Source organism: Pauljensenia hongkongensis (genome assembly GCF_001746855.1).
GTDB lineage: Bacteria > Actinomycetota > Actinomycetes > Actinomycetales > Actinomycetaceae > Pauljensenia > Pauljensenia hongkongensis.
In genome coordinates this window covers 1,124,449-1,140,439 of sequence record NZ_CP017298.1, presented here as the reverse complement: position 1 = coordinate 1,140,439, position 15,991 = coordinate 1,124,449, and the positions used below count along the sequence as shown (strand labels likewise).

The window sequence follows — 15,991 nt, the reverse complement described above, 5'->3', positions numbered from 1 at the left end:
CGGTGGGCTCGGCCGCCGCGCGGGCCTTCGACAGCGCCGAGTGCGCCTGGGACAGCTGGGACCGCGTGTCGAGGTCGACGGCCCCCCGGCGCCCCTGGACGTGGCGGTCGGCCTGCTCGACGAGGGCCTCCGCCTCGGCGATCCGGTCCGATGCGGCCCCGTTCTTGCGCTCGAGCGCCTCCTCGGCGCTGCGCAGTGGCTCGAGGGCGGCGTCGAGGGTCGCCTCGGCCGTTCGCAGTGCCTCGAGCGCGCCCAACGGGTCGCCCGTGCCGCTCCGCGCGCGCTGGGCGTCGTCGACCGCTTTGCGCGCGTCCGCGACCAGGGGGGCGAAGGCGGCCGGGTCGGCGCCGAGCCGGGTGACGTCCGACAGGTCGGAGGTGATCGAGGCGATCGCCCTGGTCAGGGTGTCCTCGATGGCGCTGAGGTCGGTCTTCGCCGCGAAGACGGCGTCCATCTGGTGGCTCGCCATCGCCATCGCTCGCCGCGCGGTGTCCAGGGCGTTGGCGGCCGCGTCGGGGGAGGAGGCGGCCGCCTCCTCCGCGCTGTCGAGCGCGCCCTGTGCGGAGTCGAGGAGGGCGCGCGCCTGATCGGGGTTGTCGAGCAGGGAGGCCACCATCTGCCCGGGGTAGAGGGCGCTGACGGAGGCGAGCTCCGCCTTCGTGTCGGCCAGGCGCCCCTCGAACTCCGCCAGTTGCTCGCGGGCCTCGCGGATCTGGCGGGGCAGATCGGCGCGCTCGTCCCGCATGGAGGCGAAGGCGCGCTGCTTCTCCGTCAGGTCGTTCATGGCGGTGCCCAGGGCGTCCATGATCCGGGTGGCCAGGCTGGCCCTGTGCGCGTCGGAGGCGGCGGTGTTCATCTGCTGCTGGAGCGCGAAGCACTGGGAGACGGCGGCGCGGGCGGCTTGCAGGGAGGCCCCGTACTCCTGGGTTCTGAGCGCGCCGAACTGCGCCTGGGCGAAGGCGAGCTCGTCGTCGGCGCTGCGGACCTGCTCGTCGGCCGACAGCAGCTGGCGGTTCGCCTCGTCGACCAGTTGGCGCGCGCGCTCGGCGTCCCTGGCGGTGGCGCCCGCGACGATCTTCTGGCCCCTGCCCGACGCCTTCCGGACCAGGACGACGACTGCTATGAGGCCGACGAGGACGAGCAGGAGGCCCACGACCCACATGAAGCCGCCCCTGGTGGACGACGATGCCGCGCTGGAGGTCCGCGACGACGAGGTCTTGGCAGCGGAAGCGGAGGCGTGCGACTCCGCGTAGGAGTAGAAGGCGAGTGCCGCAGTCGTGGTCGCCTCGGAAGTCAGGGGGTCCGCTGAGCGCAGTTCCGACTCGGCGGCGGCGCGCGCCCCGGTCAAATCCGTGTCGCTGATGGTCGATTCGCCCACGTTCCCGCACGACGCGTGCTTGCGCTCCTCATATGCGATGACGTAGGCGATCGAAGTGTGGGACAGTCCGGACTGCTTGATCGACTGCTTGCACCAGTCGCCCATGTTCTTCCCCGAGAAGTCCGGGACCGCCACGAAGTAGATGTCGAGGCCCTTGGCGCGGGCGCTGGACGCCGCGGAGGCGATGCGCGAGCTCTGGTCGGCGCTCAGCCACCCGTCGGGGTCGGTGACCGTGTCGGAGATGGTGACGGGGGAGGCGGCGAAGGCGGTCGCGCCGCTCAGTGCCATGAGTAGAACGCACACGCCGACGGCGGCGGCGCGGAACCGGTGCTTCACGTTTCCTCCAAGGAGTCGCGGGCGAACATGTCACAGTACACGATATGCGGCGGAGGGCACAACAGTCCTGCGAATGGGCGGATGGGCCGGGATCCGGTGGGTTTCGCTACAGGCGCCGGGCGCTGCGGAGCGCCCCCGTGCCGCCCGCCCTATGATGGGAGGGGCCGCGCGCCGCGCGCCCCACGAATGAGAGGAGGGGGGACGCCATGCCCACCGGTAGGGTCAGGTTCTTCGACCCCGAACGCGGCTTCGGTTTCATCACCGGCGACGACGGCTCCCAGGTCTTCCTCCACTCCTCGGCGCTGCCCGCGGGCGGCGCGCACCCCCGCGCGGGCGCGCGGGTCGAGTACTCGGTGGCCGACGGGCGCAAGGGCCCCCAGGCGCTGTCGGTGCGGGTCGTGGCCGAGGCGCCCTCAGTCGCCCATGCCAAGCGGCGCAAGCCCCGGGCCATGGTCCCGGTCGTGGAGGACCTGATCAAACTCCTCGACGCCTCGTCCGCATCGCTGCGCCGGGGCAAGTACCCAGACAACGCTGACAAGATCGCGAAGGTGCTCCGCGCCGTCGCAGAGGATTTCGATGCCTAGAACCACTCCGCGCACGCGGACCCCGAAGACCGACGCGATCCTGGCGGACTCCGTCGCGCTGGCCAGGGAGGCGGCCGAGGCCGTCGCCCACCCCCGCCCCGTCGGCGACCACGTCGGTTTCAAGATGGAGGCGGACCGACTCGGAACCCACTACTTCGCCTCGACGGACCCCGGTTACGTCGGCTGGTGCTGGGCGGTGACGCTCGCCCGCGTGCCCCGTGGGCGCACCGCCACCGTCTGCGAGGTCGGAATGGCCCCGCGCGAGGGGGCGCTCCTGGCGCCCCGGTGGGTGCCGTGGGAGGAGCGCCTGCGCCCCTCGGACGTGTCGCGCGACGACGTCCTGGCCTACCGGGACGAGGACGCGCGCCTCGAGCCGGGCCTGGAGGACACCAGCGACGACGCCGATCTGCCGATCGTCCGGGATCTCGGGCTCGGGCGGCCCCGCGTGCTCTCCCCGCAGGGGCGCTGGGACGCGGCGAACCGCTGGTACGCCTCCGAGCGCGGCCCCAAGTCGGGCAGGCGTCCCAAGAACACGTGCTCCAACTGCGGTTTCCTCATCAAGATGAGCGGCGAGATGCGCATGGCGTTCGGCGTGTGCGCGAACGAGTGGGCCACGGACGACGGGAGCGTCGTCAGCCTCGACCACACCTGCGGCTCCCACTCGGAGACGGACCTGCCCAAGGGGGCCACCGCGTGGCCGGTGCGCCCGCCGCGCGTCAACGACTCGGCCATCGACGTGGAGCGCGCCCCGGAGGCGTAACGTTACCTGGTATTGAAGATCACGCGCGTCGTGTTTGCGGTGTGACTTCAGTTACGGGCACGATTGGCCTGTGAGCACACAGAACAGGACCGCCCCATCCCGTAACGCGGTCGCACAGGCACTCGACAGTTTCTTCCAGATCTCCGCCAGGGGCTCGACCTTGGGCCGAGAGGTCCGCGGCGGTCTCGTCACCTTCTTCGCCATGGCGTACATCCTCGTGGTCAACCCGGCGATCCTGGGCAACGCCGTCCCCGACGACGGCTCGATCACCCCCCAGGGGATCGCCGCGGGCACGGCGCTGGTCGCGGGCGCCGTCACCATCCTCATGGGCGCCGTCGCGAACTACCCCCTCGCCCTGGCCGCGGGCCTGGGCCTCAACGCGGTCGTCGCCTTCACCCTGGTCCTGGGCTCCGGCCTGAGCTACGGCGAGGCCATGGGCGTCATCGCGTGGGAGGGCCTGCTCATCCTCCTGCTCGTCCTCACGGGCTTCCGCGAGGCGGTCTTCCGGGCGGTCCCCGCTGCTCTGAAGACCGCGATCACGGTGGGCCTGGGCCTTTTCGTCTCCCTCATCGGCCTGGTCAACGCGGGCATCGTGCGCACCGGGGCGACCCCCGTACAGTTCGGCGTCTCCGGTTCCCTGGACGGCTGGCCGGCCCTGGTGTTCGTGTTCGGCCTGTTCCTCATGATCGTCCTGTACGTGCGCGGCGTGAAGGGCGCTGTCCTCATCTCCATCGTGTCCGCCACGGTCCTGGCGGTCCTCGTCCAGGCCATCGCCCACCTGGACCGCATCTCGGAGTCCAACCCGACCGGATGGGGGCAGACGGTTCCCGAGCTCAAGGGCTCCCCAGTGGCCGTGCCCGTCTTCGACACCCTCGGCAAGGTGGACATGCTCGGCGGCTTCGGCAAACTCGGGGCCGTGTCCGTGGTCCTCCTGGTCTTCTCCCTCATGCTCGCCGATTTCTTCGACACCATGGGCACGATGGTCGCGGTCGGCGCCGAGGGCGGTCTGCTCGACCAGGACGGCAACCCTCCCCGCACGCGCCAGATCCTCGTCATCGACTCGCTCGCCGCCGTCGCGGGCGGCCTGGGCGGGGTCTCCTCGAACACGTCCTACGTCGAGTCCGCGTCCGGTGTGGCCGAGGGGGCCCGCACGGGCCTCGCCTCCGTGGTGACGGGCGTCCTCTTCCTGCTGTCGACCTTCCTGGCGCCGCTGGTCGAGCTGGTCCCCACCGAGGCCGCCTCCACCGCACTCGTCTTCGTCGGGTTCCTGATGATGACCCAGGTCACCGACATCGATTGGAAGTCGCCCGAGGTCGCGATCCCCTCGTTCATGACGATCGCCCTCATGCCCTTCGGCTACTCGGTGTCCGTGGGCATCGGAGTCGGTTTCGTCACCCACTCCCTCGTCCAGTTGGCGACGGGGAGGGCCAGGCGCGTCCACCCGCTCCTGTGGGTCGTCTCCGCCCTCTTCGTCGTCTACTTCCTGATCGGCCCCATCCAGCGGCTCCTCGGAGTCGCCTGACGGCCGACACGCCGCGGGACGCCGTCCCGCCCCCACGGCCCCCGTCCGAGCGGTGCGCAGACGGGGGCCGCATCGTGGGACACCGCCCCGTTGGGCCGGCCGCCCGGAGGCGGTCGCCCGCCGGTGGTCGTATCGTTGACGGGACCCGCCCGGGCCCGGGGGGCTGGATGGCACGGCCGGCCGCGGCCCCGGAGCGGGCGACGAGTGTGCGCCGGCAGAAGGAGCGTCCGTGGCATCCCCATTCGCGTCTATGCGGTTCTTCAACTACCGGCTGTGGTTCGGCGGGTCGTTGGTGTCTTCCACGGCGGTGTGGCTCCAGCGGGTCGCGCAGGACTGGTACGTCCTCACCGTCCTCACCGACCACGACTCCTCGCAGGTCGGCATCGTCACAGCCCTCCAGTTCCTGCCGATCTTGGGCCTGTCCGGATTCGCGGGCGCATTGGCCGACCGCGTCAAGGGCCGTAGGATCCTTCAGAGCTCCCTGCTAGGGGTGTGCCTCGTCTCACTGTGCATGGGCGTGCTCATCCTGACAGGCGTGTGCAATGTGTGGCACATGTACGCCTTGGCGGTGGCGTCGGGCGTCATCATCGCCATCGACACCCCCGCGCGCCAGGCTTTCGTGGGCGAACTCGTTCCGCGCACCTACATGGCCAACGCCGTCGCCTTGAACGCGACCGCGTTCCACGCCGCGCGCCTCATCGGTCCGGCGGTCGCGGGGCTCCTCATCGAATGGTACGGGGTCGGGCCGGTCAGCCTGGCCACCGCCGTCCTCTTCCTCATCCCGATCCTCACAATGGTGCTCATGCGCGCAGGGGAGCTGGTCCAGCGCCCGTTCGTCCCCCGCGCCCCGGGCCAGGTGCGCGAGGCATTCGCCTACGTGCGCGGGCGCACGGACATCCGCGTCATCCTGCTGCTCATTTTCGTTGTGTCAGCCCTGGGGATGAACTTCCAGATGACCAGTGCCCTGATGGCGACCGAGGTCTTCGGCAAGAGCGCTGGGCAGTTCGGCGTCCTCTCCTCGTTCATGGCCGTCGGATCGATCCTGGGAGCGGTGGCAGCGGCCGCCCGCGCGCCGCGCATACGAACGATCCTGTGCGGAGCCGCCCTGTACGGCCTCGCGGAGATCGGCCTGGGCCTGGCCCCCACTTACTGGTGGTTCGCCGCGCTCTCGGTCCCGACTGGTCTTTTCATGCTGACGACGAACACCAGTGCCAACGCGTACACCCAGACCCACACGGACGAGGAGAAACGCGGGCGCGTCATGTCCCTGTACTCGCTGGTGTTCCTGGGGGCCACGCCGGTGGGCTCCCCGCTGATCGGATGGGTCGGCCAGGTCCTGGGGGCCCGGTGGTCGATCCTGGTGGGGGGCATGGCCTCGCTGGGGATCGCCGTCGTGTGCGGGCTGTGGGCGGTGGCCCACTGGGGGGTCCGACTGCGCTTCGAGGGGCGGCGGCCCAGGATCGAGCGCTCCCGGTAGGGCCCGCCGCCCGCCCGCAGCGGCATGGCTCCGCCCTTGTGCGCGGCGCCGTGCCGCGTAGTCCCGGGCCTTGTGCGCGCGCCTGGTCGGGCGCCGGGCCGGTGGCGTGAGGGGGTTGGGGCCAGTGCCCCGCCCCGCTGTCAGAGGGCCCGCTCCAGGCAGTAGTCGATGCAGGCCAGCAGCGCCTCGACATCGCGCGTGGGGATCGACGGCCACGTGGCGATCCGCAGCTGGTTCTCGCCGACCCCCCTGTAGGGGTTGACGTCGACGACGCCGTGGGAGCGCAGGTGGGCGGCCAGGGCGGCGGCGTCCACGGCGGGGTCGAACTCGATGGTGGCCACCACGGGGGAGCGCAGGCGCGCGTCCTCGACGAAGGGGCGGGCCACCAGGCTGTCCTCCGCCCACTGGTAGACGAGGTCCGAGGACGCCCGCACGTGGGCGCTCATGCCCTCCAGGCCGCCCGACTCGTTCATCCACCGCACCTGGTCGGCCGCCATGACGAGCGTCGCCACCGCCGGGGTGTTGAGGGTCTGGTCCTTCCGCGAGTTCACGATGGCGGCGCCGAGGTCGAGGATGGAGGGCACCCACCGGCCGGGCATCCCCGCGCAGACGGCGGTCCTGGCGACGGCGGCGGGGGACAGGACGGCCACCCACAGGCCGCCGTCGGAGCCGAACGCCTTCTGCAGCGAGAAGTAGTAGGCGTCGACGTCCGCGAGGTCGACGGGGGCGGCTCCGGCGATGGAGGTGGCGTCCACCAGCGTGAGGGCGTCGGCGGCGGGCCGGTAGAGCGGGGAGACGACGCCCGTGGAGGTCTCGTTGTGCGGGTACGCGTAGGCGTCCACGCCCTCGCGCGGGGCGACGGTGGCCAAACGGCCGTCGGGCGCCTCGTCGACGATGGCGGCGGCCAGGTGGGGGGTTCCGGCGGCCTCGGCGGCGAACTTCCTCCCGAACTCGCCGAATACCGCGAAGGCGGCGCGGTCGATGACCAGGCTCGCGCAGGCCGCCGACCAGAACGCGGTGGCGCCGCCGTTGCCGAGGACGACCTCGTAGCCGTCGGGCGGGCCGAAGAGGTCGGCGAGCCCTGCGCGCAGGGAGGCGACGACCCCGCGCACGGGCGCCTGGCGGTGCGAGGTCCCCATGACGAGGGGCGCGCTGAGGGCGTCCAGCTGCTCCGTGCGCACCCGCGAGGGGCCCGCGCCGAAGCGCCCGTCCGAGGGGAGGAGTCCGGGGGGGATCGGGGGGAGGGCCTGCATGCGCCGAGTCTAACGCGCGCCGATTTTTATGACACGCGTTTGGCGAATTGCGGGTGGCGCGGGGCGGGCGGGGCGCCGCGTGTTCAGCGGTATGGCGCCGTTGGGCCCGCCCTGGGCGGGGGCGTCCTATTCTGTAGCAAATCCCCGCGATCCTTGAAGGAGCCCGCTGTGGCCGACTTGATCGACACGACTGAGATGTATCTCAAGACGATCCTCGAGATGGAGGAGGATTCCGTCACTCCGCTGCGGGCGCGCATCGTCGACCGCCTCGGCCACTCCGGTCCCACGGTGTCCCAGACGGTGGCGCGCATGGAGCGCGACGGCCTACTGCACGTGATGGGGGACAGGCGCCTCGAGCTGACGCGGGAGGGCAGGGCGCGCGCGGTGGAGGTGCTGCGCAAGCACCGCTTGGCCGAGCGCCTGCTGCTCGACGTCATCGGCCTGGAGTGGGACGCGGTCCACGCGGAGGCGTGCCGCTGGGAGCACGTGATGAGCGACCGCGTCGAGGACCGCCTGGCGGAACTGCTGCACGAGCCGGTGGTCGATCCATATGGCAACCCGGTCCCCGGATCGGGCCTGGAGGTGGCGGGCGAGTCCGTGGAGCTCGCAGTGCGCAACCCGGAGGAGCGCGCCATGAGGATCGTCCGCATCGGCGAGCCCATCCAAGCGGATGAGGGATTGCTCACATCTTTTGCTGAGTTGGATCTCACTCCGGGCGCCCGCGTCGCCCTTTCCGTCCATGGCGATCTGGTCCGGATCAGCGCGCTCGACGAGGCGGGCGCGGTTATCGGATATCTGACCATACCTGTGGCTTTGTCCCCCCATCTGTTCGTCCGGGGCGACTGAGGCCCCGCCCCGCCCCCTCCGGTCCGCCCCCGCCAGGCGCCGCCGCCCGTCGGTCCAGTGGTCGCGGGCGGCGGCGCTATCCGCTGTGGAACGGCGGGATTCCGGGCTATCGGGCGCCCGTGGGCGCGGGTCGGGGGCGCTGTGGGGAGGCGGGGCCGGCAGTGTGTCCCATCTTCCGTTACCGCCATGTGACATTTTCCAGGCGGACAGGGTAAAGTGTCACTTGGTCGATACGACCAGCCCGTCTTCCGGAAACCGAAGTTGGACCGCGGGAGGCGCGGTACACCTCGGTCCAACGCGGGGGAACCACATTCGGTTCACACGAACCTTGGGGTGAAGCTCGGGGAACCGAGCCGGGCGTCCCGCCCGAATCCGACAGCTGACCTCGCAGGCATAACAGGGAGAACATGAGTGAAGACTGCTAAGCACACTGCGCGCCACCGCATAGAGCGGCGCCCATTGGCCCCCGTCACCAATCTGGCTGACGCAGCCCGCCAACTTGATCCCAGCCGCGCGGTTGCCTTCGCGTCCGTGACGGGCGTCGCCCTCACCGCGGTCGCCGCGGGCATCGCGAACGCCGCCCCCGTCCAGGGGCAGTCCGACACGCAGAGCGCCAATCAGAACGCCACCACCGTCGCCATCGACGACGTCACCACCGTCGAGGTCCCCGATATCGCGTGGTCGGCCGATCAGGACTCCGCGACCGCCGAGGCCCCCGTACAGACCCCCCCTCCCGCTGCGGAGGAGGAGACCAGGGACACGACGACCGCCGCCGCCTCGCGCTCCGAGGCGCGTGACGACGTCTCCGAGTCGGCCTCGCACTCCCGTCAGGCCGCGGTCAACGCCGCGGGCTCCGACATCGCCTCCGTGGCGCTGTCCCTGACCGGCATCCCCTACGTCTACGGCGGGGAGACCCTGGCTGGCCTCGACTGCTCCGGCCTGGTGAAGTACGCCTACGCGGCCGCGGGCATCAACCTGCCGCACTCGTCCTCGGCGCAGACCGCCGGAGGCACGATCGTCTCCAACCCCCAGCCCGGTGACATCGTGTCCTACCCCGGCCACGTCGCCATCTACATCGGCAACGGCCAGATGGTCGAGGCGACGGTCCCCGGCGCCCTGTCGAAGATCTCCGAGGTGCGCGCGGGCGCGACCTACGTGCGCTACTGATCCGGACCACTGATCCGCGGGCCCGTCGGCACAGCCGACGGGCCCCGTCGTATTCCTGCGCCTCCCCATGGACGGGGCTGCTCCGTTGCCGGGACCGTCGGCGCCCGCCGCGCCCTCCCCGTCGGCGGGGCGGCCCCGGATCGGCCGGGGATGGGAGGCCGCGCCCTGTGTCCCCTTTCGGAAATCACTGCAATGAGGCACAATTGTCAGTGACTGGAATCACGAGGAGGACATCATGGGTTCCACCGAAGTCATCGTGGTCGGGGTCGACGGCTCGACGGAGAGCGTCGCGGCCGTGACCTGGGCGTCCCACCGCTCGGCGCGCACAGGGGCGCGCATCCACTGCGTGTGCACCTACGCCCTCGCGTCCTACTCCGCGGCCGCCCTCGACGGCGGATACGCGGTGCTCGACGACGAGGCGCTGCAGAAGGGCGCGCAGCAGGTGGTCGACGAGGCCGTCGCCCATGCGACGAAGCACGGCGCGAAGAACGCGGGCGGATCCATCCAGCCCGGGGATCCGGCGGGAGTCCTCATCGACTTCTCCAAGGAGGCGGACCTGGTCGTCGTCGGGTCGAGGGGCTCGGGCGGCTTCGCGGACCGGCTGCTCGGCACGGTGTCCTCCGCCCTGCCCGCGCACGCCAAATGCCCGGTCGTCGTCGTCCCCAGGCACACCTCGGGCAAGAAATTCACGCCGGTGGAGCGGATCGTCGTCGGCATCGACGGCACGGAGGCCCCCTCCAGCGCCCTGCGCCGCTCTGTCGAGGAGGCGCAGACCTGGGGCGCGCGCCTCACCGCCATCTCCGCCGTGCCCATCGCCGTCGGCCCCGCGGTCATGGCGTGGACGCCCACGGGCATCGACCACTCGGCGCTGCTCGCCCAAGTGCGCGAGGGGATGGACAAGGCGATCGCCGAGGCGGTGGGGGACCGTGGCATCAACGTCGCCCGGCACGCCCTGGACGGCTCCCCCGCCTCGTTGCTCATCGAGTTCTCCACGGCCGTGGACCTGGTGGTGGTGGGGACCCGCGGCCGCGGCGGACTGGCGGGGGTGCTCATGGGCTCCACCGCGCAGACCGTCCTGGGGCACTCCACCTGCCCGGTGATGGTGGTGCCCTCCACCCACTTGGGCAAGGCCGGGCAGATCCGCCCCTCCTGGGAGCGCCGCTGACTGGCCCTGCCCCGCGGGCCGTCCGCCGGACGGGCCGGTGCGCGCACGGCCCCGTCTCTTTGCTACAGTGGGCGGGCAGGCGCTGCCTGCGCGCCCTCGTAGCTCAGGGGATAGAGCACCGCTCTCCTAAAGCGGGTGTCGGACGTTCGAATCGTCTCGGGGGCACACATGGAGCGGGAGTCGGCGGTGCCGGCTCCCGCTCCGGCGTGTCGTCCCTCAAAGTGGGGCACTGCGGCGGTGCCTGCGCGCGCCCGATGCGGCGGACGCGTAGGGTGAAAGGGTGGCTACTAGTTTCTTCTCGCGCCGGAACCCCCGTGGGGCGGACCGCCAGGCGCCCCCGCGGGAAACGCCCGTCCAAGCCCCCCCCGCCGCCAGTGCGCTCGCCGCGGCGGTCGAGCGCTGGCGGGCGGAAGTCGTGGAGGTCACCGACGCCGAGGGCCGGGGCGTCCCGCGGCTGACCATCACCCAGGCGCACCCGGGGGGCCTCGCCCGCCTCTACACGGAGGCGCCGACGCGCCTGTCCTCACTCATCCGGGAGAAGGCCAGCCTGGCCCGCGCGATGGAGCGCGCCCGCGCGATGATGGCCCGCTCGCTCCAGCTCTCCACCCGCCACGGGGTGGGGCGCGTCCACCTGTCCATCGGGCAGGTGCAGTGGCACCGCGACGGCCACACGGTCCGCTCCGCCGCCCTGCTCAAGCCCGTGCGCCTCGACGACGTGGGCGGCGACGTCATGATCACCCTGGAGCCGGGCGCCCTGATGGACCCGGATCTGGAGGCGGCGCTGCGCGAGCACGGCGAGCACTGCGACGCGGAGGCCATCCTCGACGGGGCGCGCTCCTCACACGGGTTCTCCGCGTCGGTGGCGCTCTCGCTGCTGCGCGAACGGGTCGGCGTCCTCGACGGCGTCGAGGTGCGCGACGAACTGGTCCTCGGCATCTTCGAGCACCCCGCGACGCCGCTGCTGCGGGACCTCGAGGACCTCGACCGCCTCGCGGACTCGCCCCTCGTGCGGGCCCTCGCCGGCGATGAGGACGCCGTGGGCTCCCTCGCGGTCTCCCTGCCCCCGCCCAACCCCCGCGACCGCGACCCGTGGAAGGAGCGCGGGATCGGCGACCTCACGCCCGCCCAGCAGGACGCCGTCGAGGCGGTGGCCACCGGCGACTCGCTGGTGGTGGACGCCCCCGTCGACTCCGACGCGACCAGCGTCATCGCCGCGATCCTGGCGGACGCCGCCGCCTCGGGGCGCTCGGTGCTCCACGTCGGGGCGTCGCCCTCGCACACGATCCGGGCCCGCGCCCGCCTCATGGAACTGGGCGTGGACGAGATCTTCGCCGACTTCGACGGGCGCAGCCGCGATTCCTACGGCTTGGCGGACAAGGTGCGCACCGCGATGGAGGACACATCGCCCGTCATGGACCAGCGCGAGGTGGATGAGATGCGGACCCGTCTGCGCGGGGCCCGCGCCAGCCTGCTGGCCTACACGGACGCGCTGCGCCGCCCCTACAAGAACTTCGGCGTCAGCGCCGCCCACGCCCTGCGGGTCCTCACCGATCTCACCGAGGAGGAGGACGCGCCCTCGACGCGGGTCCGCCTCGACGAGGACACCCTGTACGAGATCGCCCTCGACCAGGGGGAGCGCGCCCGTGCCGTGCTGCACACCGCTTCCGAGCGGGGGTACTTGCGCGATGACCCCGACTCGGCGTGGAAGGGCGCCGTCGTCTCCTCCGAGGCGGAGGTGGCCGATGTCCTCGAGCGCGTCGGGCGGCTCGCCGAGTCGCTGCCCCGTTTGCGGGTCCACATGAGCGCCGTCGCGGGGGAGACGGGCGCGCGCGACGCCCACACGCTCGAGCAGTGGGAGCTCCAGCTCGCCATGTTCGAAGGGGTCGCCGAGGCCGTCGACATCTTCCAGCCCCAGATCTTCGAGAGGTCGGCGGCGGACATGGTGATCGCCACAGCCTCGAAGCAGTGGCGCTCGGACCACGGCATCACCATGAAGCGCCGTGAGCGCAACCGCCTGGTCAAGCAGGCGCGCGACTACGTGCGCCCCGGGATCCACGTGCCCGACCTGCACCGCGCCCTCATCCGCGTCCAGGAGCGGCGCGACGCGTGGCGCAAGATCTGCGGCGACGACGGCTGGCCCGTGGTCCCCGCCCAGCTCAGCGAGTGCGAGGAGCTCACGGCACGGGTCCGCGCCGACCTGGAGGCCATCGCCCCCGTTTTCGCCGCCGAGCAGCCCAACCTCGTGGGCACCCACGTCGCCAAGCTCACCGAGCTCGTCCAGGAGTGGGCGGCCGACAAGGCGGGAGCCCGGGAGCTGCCCGGGCGGGTGGCGCTGTGGAAGGAGATCGACGGGCTCGGCCTGCGGGCACTGGCGGAGGACTTCGCCGCGCGGGGCGTCGGCGCCCCCATGATCGACGCGGAGCTGGACCTGGCGTGGTGGGCGTCCCTGCTCTCGCTCATGCTCGCAGCGGACCCGAGCCTGGGGGGCCTGGAGCCCTCCCGGGTGTCCGCGCTGCTCGCCGAGGGGCGCGACCTGGACAGGCGCCAGGTGGCCAGCCTGGTCCCCCAGGCCATCTCGTCGCTGCGCCGTCTGCGCACGTCCGCGCTGGCGACCCGGGCCGCCCAGCACGAGGAGCTCCGCGACGCCGTCACCGCCGAGGACCACGTGCCCTCCGACGCGGATCTGATCTGCTCCCACCCGCTGGTGCGCCGCCTCATCCCCGTGGTCCTCACGTCCCCGGCGCTGGTGCCCGAATGCGTGCGGCCGGGCCACCACGTGGATCTGGCGGTCATCGACGGCGCCGATTCGGTGCCCCTGGGCGAGCTCATCCCGGTGATCGCCAGGGCGCGCCAGGTGGTCGTCGTCGCCGACGTGGCGGGGGGCGCCGAGGGGGGAGCGATAGCGGGCCTCGCCCGGGTCCTGCCCTCCGTCCGCCTCGAGCAGAGGCCGGACCGGCTCAACGACCAGGTGGCCCTGCTGCTCGCCCGCTACGGGCTGGGCCACAGCGGCGTGCCGGTGCCGTGGACCGCCTCGAACGCCCCCGTCGGCGCCGTGTGGTGCGCGGGGACGGGAATGCCCGCTCTGAGGGGCAACGCGATCGAGACGACGACCACGGAGGTCGAGACGGTCGTCGACCTGGTCCTCGCCCACGGGGTGGAGTCCCCTGAGCGCTCCCTCGCCGTCATCGCCCTCTCAGAGCGCCACGCCGCGCGGATCCGGTCCGCTGTGGACAGACTGCGCGCCAACGAGCCGGGGCTGGCGGCGTTCTTCGACTCCGCCTCCGTGCAGCCCTTCGTCGTCGTCGGCCCCGGGCAGGCGCAGGGGATCGTCCGCGACCGGGTCATCATCTCCGTCGGCTTCGCCAAGACACCGCACGGGCGCGTCATCCACGACTTCGGGGTCCTGTCCACGGACGACGGGGCACGGGTCATGGCCGACGTCCTGCGCTGCGTGCGCGGGGAGCTCACCCTGGTGTCGTCCTTGCACAGCGCCGACATCGACCGCTCCCGGATCCACCGCGAGGGCGTGCACATGCTCGTGGACCTCCTGGAGATCGCCGAGGGGCACTCCGGGGAGGGCGCGGACGCGTGGCCCGTCCTGGAGGGGGAGCCCGACCGGCTCCTCATCGACCTGGCGGACAAGCTCTACGAGCGGGGCTACCAGGCGATCGCCAATATCGGCATCCCCGGCGGGGTCCGCATCCCGCTGGCCGTGGGGCACCCGGATGTGCCGGACCGCCTGCTGGTCGCCGTCATGACCGACGACGAGGCGTACTGCGACGAGCCGAGCGTGCGCGTGCGCGACCGTGTGCGCCCCTGGATGCTCGAGGACCAGGGGTGGCGGGTCGCCATGGCGCTGTCGATGCCGTTGTTCATCGACCCCGACCGCGAGGCGGACTCCATCGGGGCGCTCGTCGATGCGTTGGTCGCCGACTCCCGCGCGCACGACGCGTTGCCGGTCCTGGAGGTCCCCAGGCCCGCGACCGCTCGGGCCGAAAGCGCGGCGGAGCCCGCTCCGGACGCCGCCTATGGCGCCGCGGGCCCCGTGGACGGCCCCTGGGGCGACGCCGCCGCGCCCGAGGCGGAGGACGCCCCCGCCCGAGGCGCCTCTCCCCGGTCCGTTCCCGTCCTCGACGAGGAGCTGGACGAGGCGAGCAAACGCCGCAGGAACGTGGACGAGGTGACCACGGGCATGCTCCTGGCCATCCAGAAGAAGGAGCGCGCCTCGGAGGAGGACCGCGGCCCCCGTCCCGCCATCGCCAAGGGCCTGCCCCTGGCCGCCTACTCCGACGACCAACTCGACGAGATGGCCGCGTGGGTGCGCTCGGATGGCGTGGAGCGCTCCGACATCGAGACCGCGGAGGAACTTCGCCTGGCCCTGGGCATCACACGGCGCGGCTTCCAGTCGGACGCCGTCCTGGGCAACGTCGTGCGCCGCACGAAGCCCGTTTCAGCGCCAGCGGCCGGCGCCGCGGCCTCCGGGGTCCCGGGCGGCCAGGACCGGGGCGCTGCCGACGGGGGAGGGCTGCCCGTTGACGGCGACTACGACGACGGCTCCGATGACGGCGCGGGGACGACCGGGGCGGCTGACGACAGGGACGCCGATGAGTGAGCGGAGCGCCCCCGGGCGCGCGCCGGGGCGCCGCCGGGTGGCGCGCCACGTGTCCGACGTGGACCGCAGGCTCATCGAGCAGGGGATCCCGCCATCGTGGGAGGACCTGGTCCGCCCGGAGGACACGCGGCCCGGATCGATGGCCGACAGCCCCGACAGGGGCGATGGCGCGAACGACAGGCGCCTGCTGGAGGACGTGCCGCCCCACGCCCAGCCGCGCGCGTGAGGCCGTGCCCGGAGGGCGTCCAGGGCGCTCTCCCGCTTCCCGTGCCCCCACCGGGGGCGCCTGGGACCGCGCTCGGACCCGTTGGCCGTCCTCCGCTCCTGCCCCCGTCGCCGGGTGCCGGATACGAGTGCGCGGGGCCAGCCGTTCGGCTGGCCCCGCGCGCCTTCAGCGGGAGGAGTCGGCTCACACGGCGGTGGAACCGGAGGACTTGAGGGCGTCGCGGATCTCGGTGAGCAGCTGGACCTCGTCGGAGATCTTGGGGGCCGCGTCCTTCTCCGCCTTCTCCTTCGCGGTGCGCAGCGCGGCGAGCTTGTTCATCGGCACGACGATGCACAGGTAGATGGCGAAGGCCATGAGCAGGAAGTTGATGACCGCGGTGATCAGGATGCCGAACTTCACGTTGGTGCCGTTCAGGGTGAGGATGAAGGCGTCCGAGAAATCGGGCTTGCCGATGACGGCCGCGATGAGGGGGTTGATGATGCCGTCGACCAGGGCGTCGACGATGTTCTTGAAGGCGGCGCCGATGATGACGCCGACGGCCAGGTCGACGGCGTTGCCGCGGGAGATGAAGTCCTTGAAGCCCTTGATCATTGGGAAACTCCTAGTCGTGTTCGGGCGGCGTGGGCCACCGGGGGCGGGATGGCCGCGGCCGGGCGCTCGCGGGG

Annotated in this window: 12 protein-coding genes, 1 tRNA gene and 1 riboswitch; of the genes, 10 read left to right on the top strand and 3 right to left on the bottom strand. The window is 72.2% G+C overall.

Annotation, left to right across the window (positions count from 1 at the left end):
• Nucleotides 1-1,714: coiled-coil domain-containing protein (locus BH719_RS09620; RefSeq protein WP_009743619.1), on the bottom strand; the 1,714-nt coding region annotated here is incomplete at its 3' end.
• 206 nt (nt 1,715-1,920) lie between these two features.
• Between BH719_RS09620 and BH719_RS04750 the strand changes: the two genes are divergently transcribed.
• The 4 genes from BH719_RS04750 (at nt 1,921) to BH719_RS04735 (ending at nt 6,057) form a co-directional block, all read left to right on the top strand.
• Nucleotides 1,921-2,298, top strand: coding sequence for a cold-shock protein (locus BH719_RS04750; RefSeq protein WP_009743618.1), 378 nt, complete (start codon nt 1,921-1,923; stop codon nt 2,296-2,298).
• Nucleotides 2,291-3,058, top strand: coding sequence for a DUF3027 domain-containing protein (locus BH719_RS04745; RefSeq protein WP_009743617.1), 768 nt, complete (start codon nt 2,291-2,293; stop codon nt 3,056-3,058). Before BH719_RS04750 ends, BH719_RS04745 begins: the two co-directional genes overlap by 8 nt.
• 70 nt (nt 3,059-3,128) lie before the next feature.
• The gene (locus tag BH719_RS04740) at nt 3,129-4,580 is read left to right on the top strand and encodes an NCS2 family permease (RefSeq protein WP_009743616.1); all 1,452 of its coding nucleotides are present in this window, start codon (nt 3,129-3,131) and stop codon (nt 4,578-4,580) included.
• Nucleotides 4,581-4,809: 229 nt separating this feature from the next.
• Nucleotides 4,810-6,057, top strand: coding sequence for an MFS transporter (locus tag BH719_RS04735; protein ID WP_009743615.1), 1,248 nt, complete (start codon nt 4,810-4,812; stop codon nt 6,055-6,057).
• A 140-nt stretch (nt 6,058-6,197) separates the two neighbouring features.
• Here BH719_RS04735 and serC read toward each other — a convergent pair whose 3' ends face one another.
• Entirely contained in the window at nt 6,198-7,310 is a 1,113-nt protein-coding gene (gene serC, locus BH719_RS04730) for a phosphoserine transaminase (RefSeq protein WP_009743614.1), read from the bottom strand.
• 168 nt (nt 7,311-7,478) lie between these two features.
• On the opposite strand from serC, the gene BH719_RS04725 reads away from it, so the two are divergent.
• The 6 genes from BH719_RS04725 to BH719_RS04700 all read left to right on the top strand — a co-directional run bounded on the left by BH719_RS04725 (nt 7,479) and on the right by BH719_RS04700 (nt 15,326).
• Complete coding sequence (locus BH719_RS04725) at nt 7,479-8,156, top strand: metal-dependent transcriptional regulator (RefSeq protein ID WP_034219987.1); 678 nt, start codon at nt 7,479-7,481, stop codon at nt 8,154-8,156.
• A 273-nt stretch (nt 8,157-8,429) separates the two neighbouring features.
• Nucleotides 8,430-8,565, top strand: a riboswitch (cyclic di-AMP (ydaO/yuaA leader).
• Nucleotides 8,566-8,567: 2 nt separating this feature from the next.
• Nucleotides 8,568-9,323, top strand: a complete 756-nt coding sequence (locus BH719_RS04720) for a C40 family peptidase (RefSeq protein WP_245683255.1) — start codon at nt 8,568-8,570, stop codon at nt 9,321-9,323.
• Between the two features lie 235 nt (nt 9,324-9,558).
• Nucleotides 9,559-10,488 carry a universal stress protein gene (locus tag BH719_RS04715; protein WP_009743611.1) on the top strand — a complete coding sequence of 310 codons (930 nt, stop codon included), beginning with the start codon at nt 9,559-9,561 and terminating at the stop codon, nt 10,486-10,488.
• Nucleotides 10,489-10,580: 92 nt separating this feature from the next.
• Nucleotides 10,581-10,653, top strand: a tRNA-Arg gene (locus BH719_RS04710).
• A 115-nt stretch (nt 10,654-10,768) separates the two neighbouring features.
• Nucleotides 10,769-15,100, top strand: a complete 4,332-nt coding sequence (locus BH719_RS04705) for a hypothetical protein (protein ID WP_009743610.1) — start codon at nt 10,769-10,771, stop codon at nt 15,098-15,100.
• Nucleotides 15,093-15,326 carry a hypothetical protein gene (locus tag BH719_RS04700; protein ID WP_009743609.1) on the top strand — a complete coding sequence of 78 codons (234 nt, stop codon included), beginning with the start codon at nt 15,093-15,095 and terminating at the stop codon, nt 15,324-15,326. The genes BH719_RS04705 and BH719_RS04700 overlap by 8 nt, the downstream gene beginning before the upstream one ends.
• 183 nt (nt 15,327-15,509) lie before the next feature.
• Here the strand turns inward: BH719_RS04700 and mscL are convergent, their stop codons facing one another.
• A complete protein-coding gene (gene mscL / locus BH719_RS04695; RefSeq protein WP_009743608.1) occupies nt 15,510-15,917 on the bottom strand; it encodes a large conductance mechanosensitive channel protein MscL in 408 nt (135 codons plus the stop codon).
• Nucleotides 15,918-15,991 lie beyond the last annotated feature (74 nt).

Bases quoted from the DNA above. Each gene is read 5' to 3' on its own strand.
- BH719_RS04750 (WP_009743618.1), top strand. From the start codon at position 1,921: ATGCCCACCGGTAGGGTCAGGTTCTTCGACCCCGAACGCGGCTTCGGT.
- mscL (WP_009743608.1), bottom strand. From the start codon at position 15,917: ATGATCAAGGGCTTCAAGGACTTCATCTCCCGCGGCAACGCCGTCGAC.
- BH719_RS04715 (WP_009743611.1), top strand. From the start codon at position 9,559: ATGGGTTCCACCGAAGTCATCGTGGTCGGGGTCGACGGCTCGACGGAG.
- BH719_RS04700 (WP_009743609.1), top strand. From the start codon at position 15,093: ATGAGTGAGCGGAGCGCCCCCGGGCGCGCGCCGGGGCGCCGCCGGGTG.
- BH719_RS04745 (WP_009743617.1), top strand. From the start codon at position 2,291: ATGCCTAGAACCACTCCGCGCACGCGGACCCCGAAGACCGACGCGATC.
- serC (WP_009743614.1), bottom strand. From the start codon at position 7,310: ATGCAGGCCCTCCCCCCGATCCCCCCCGGACTCCTCCCCTCGGACGGG.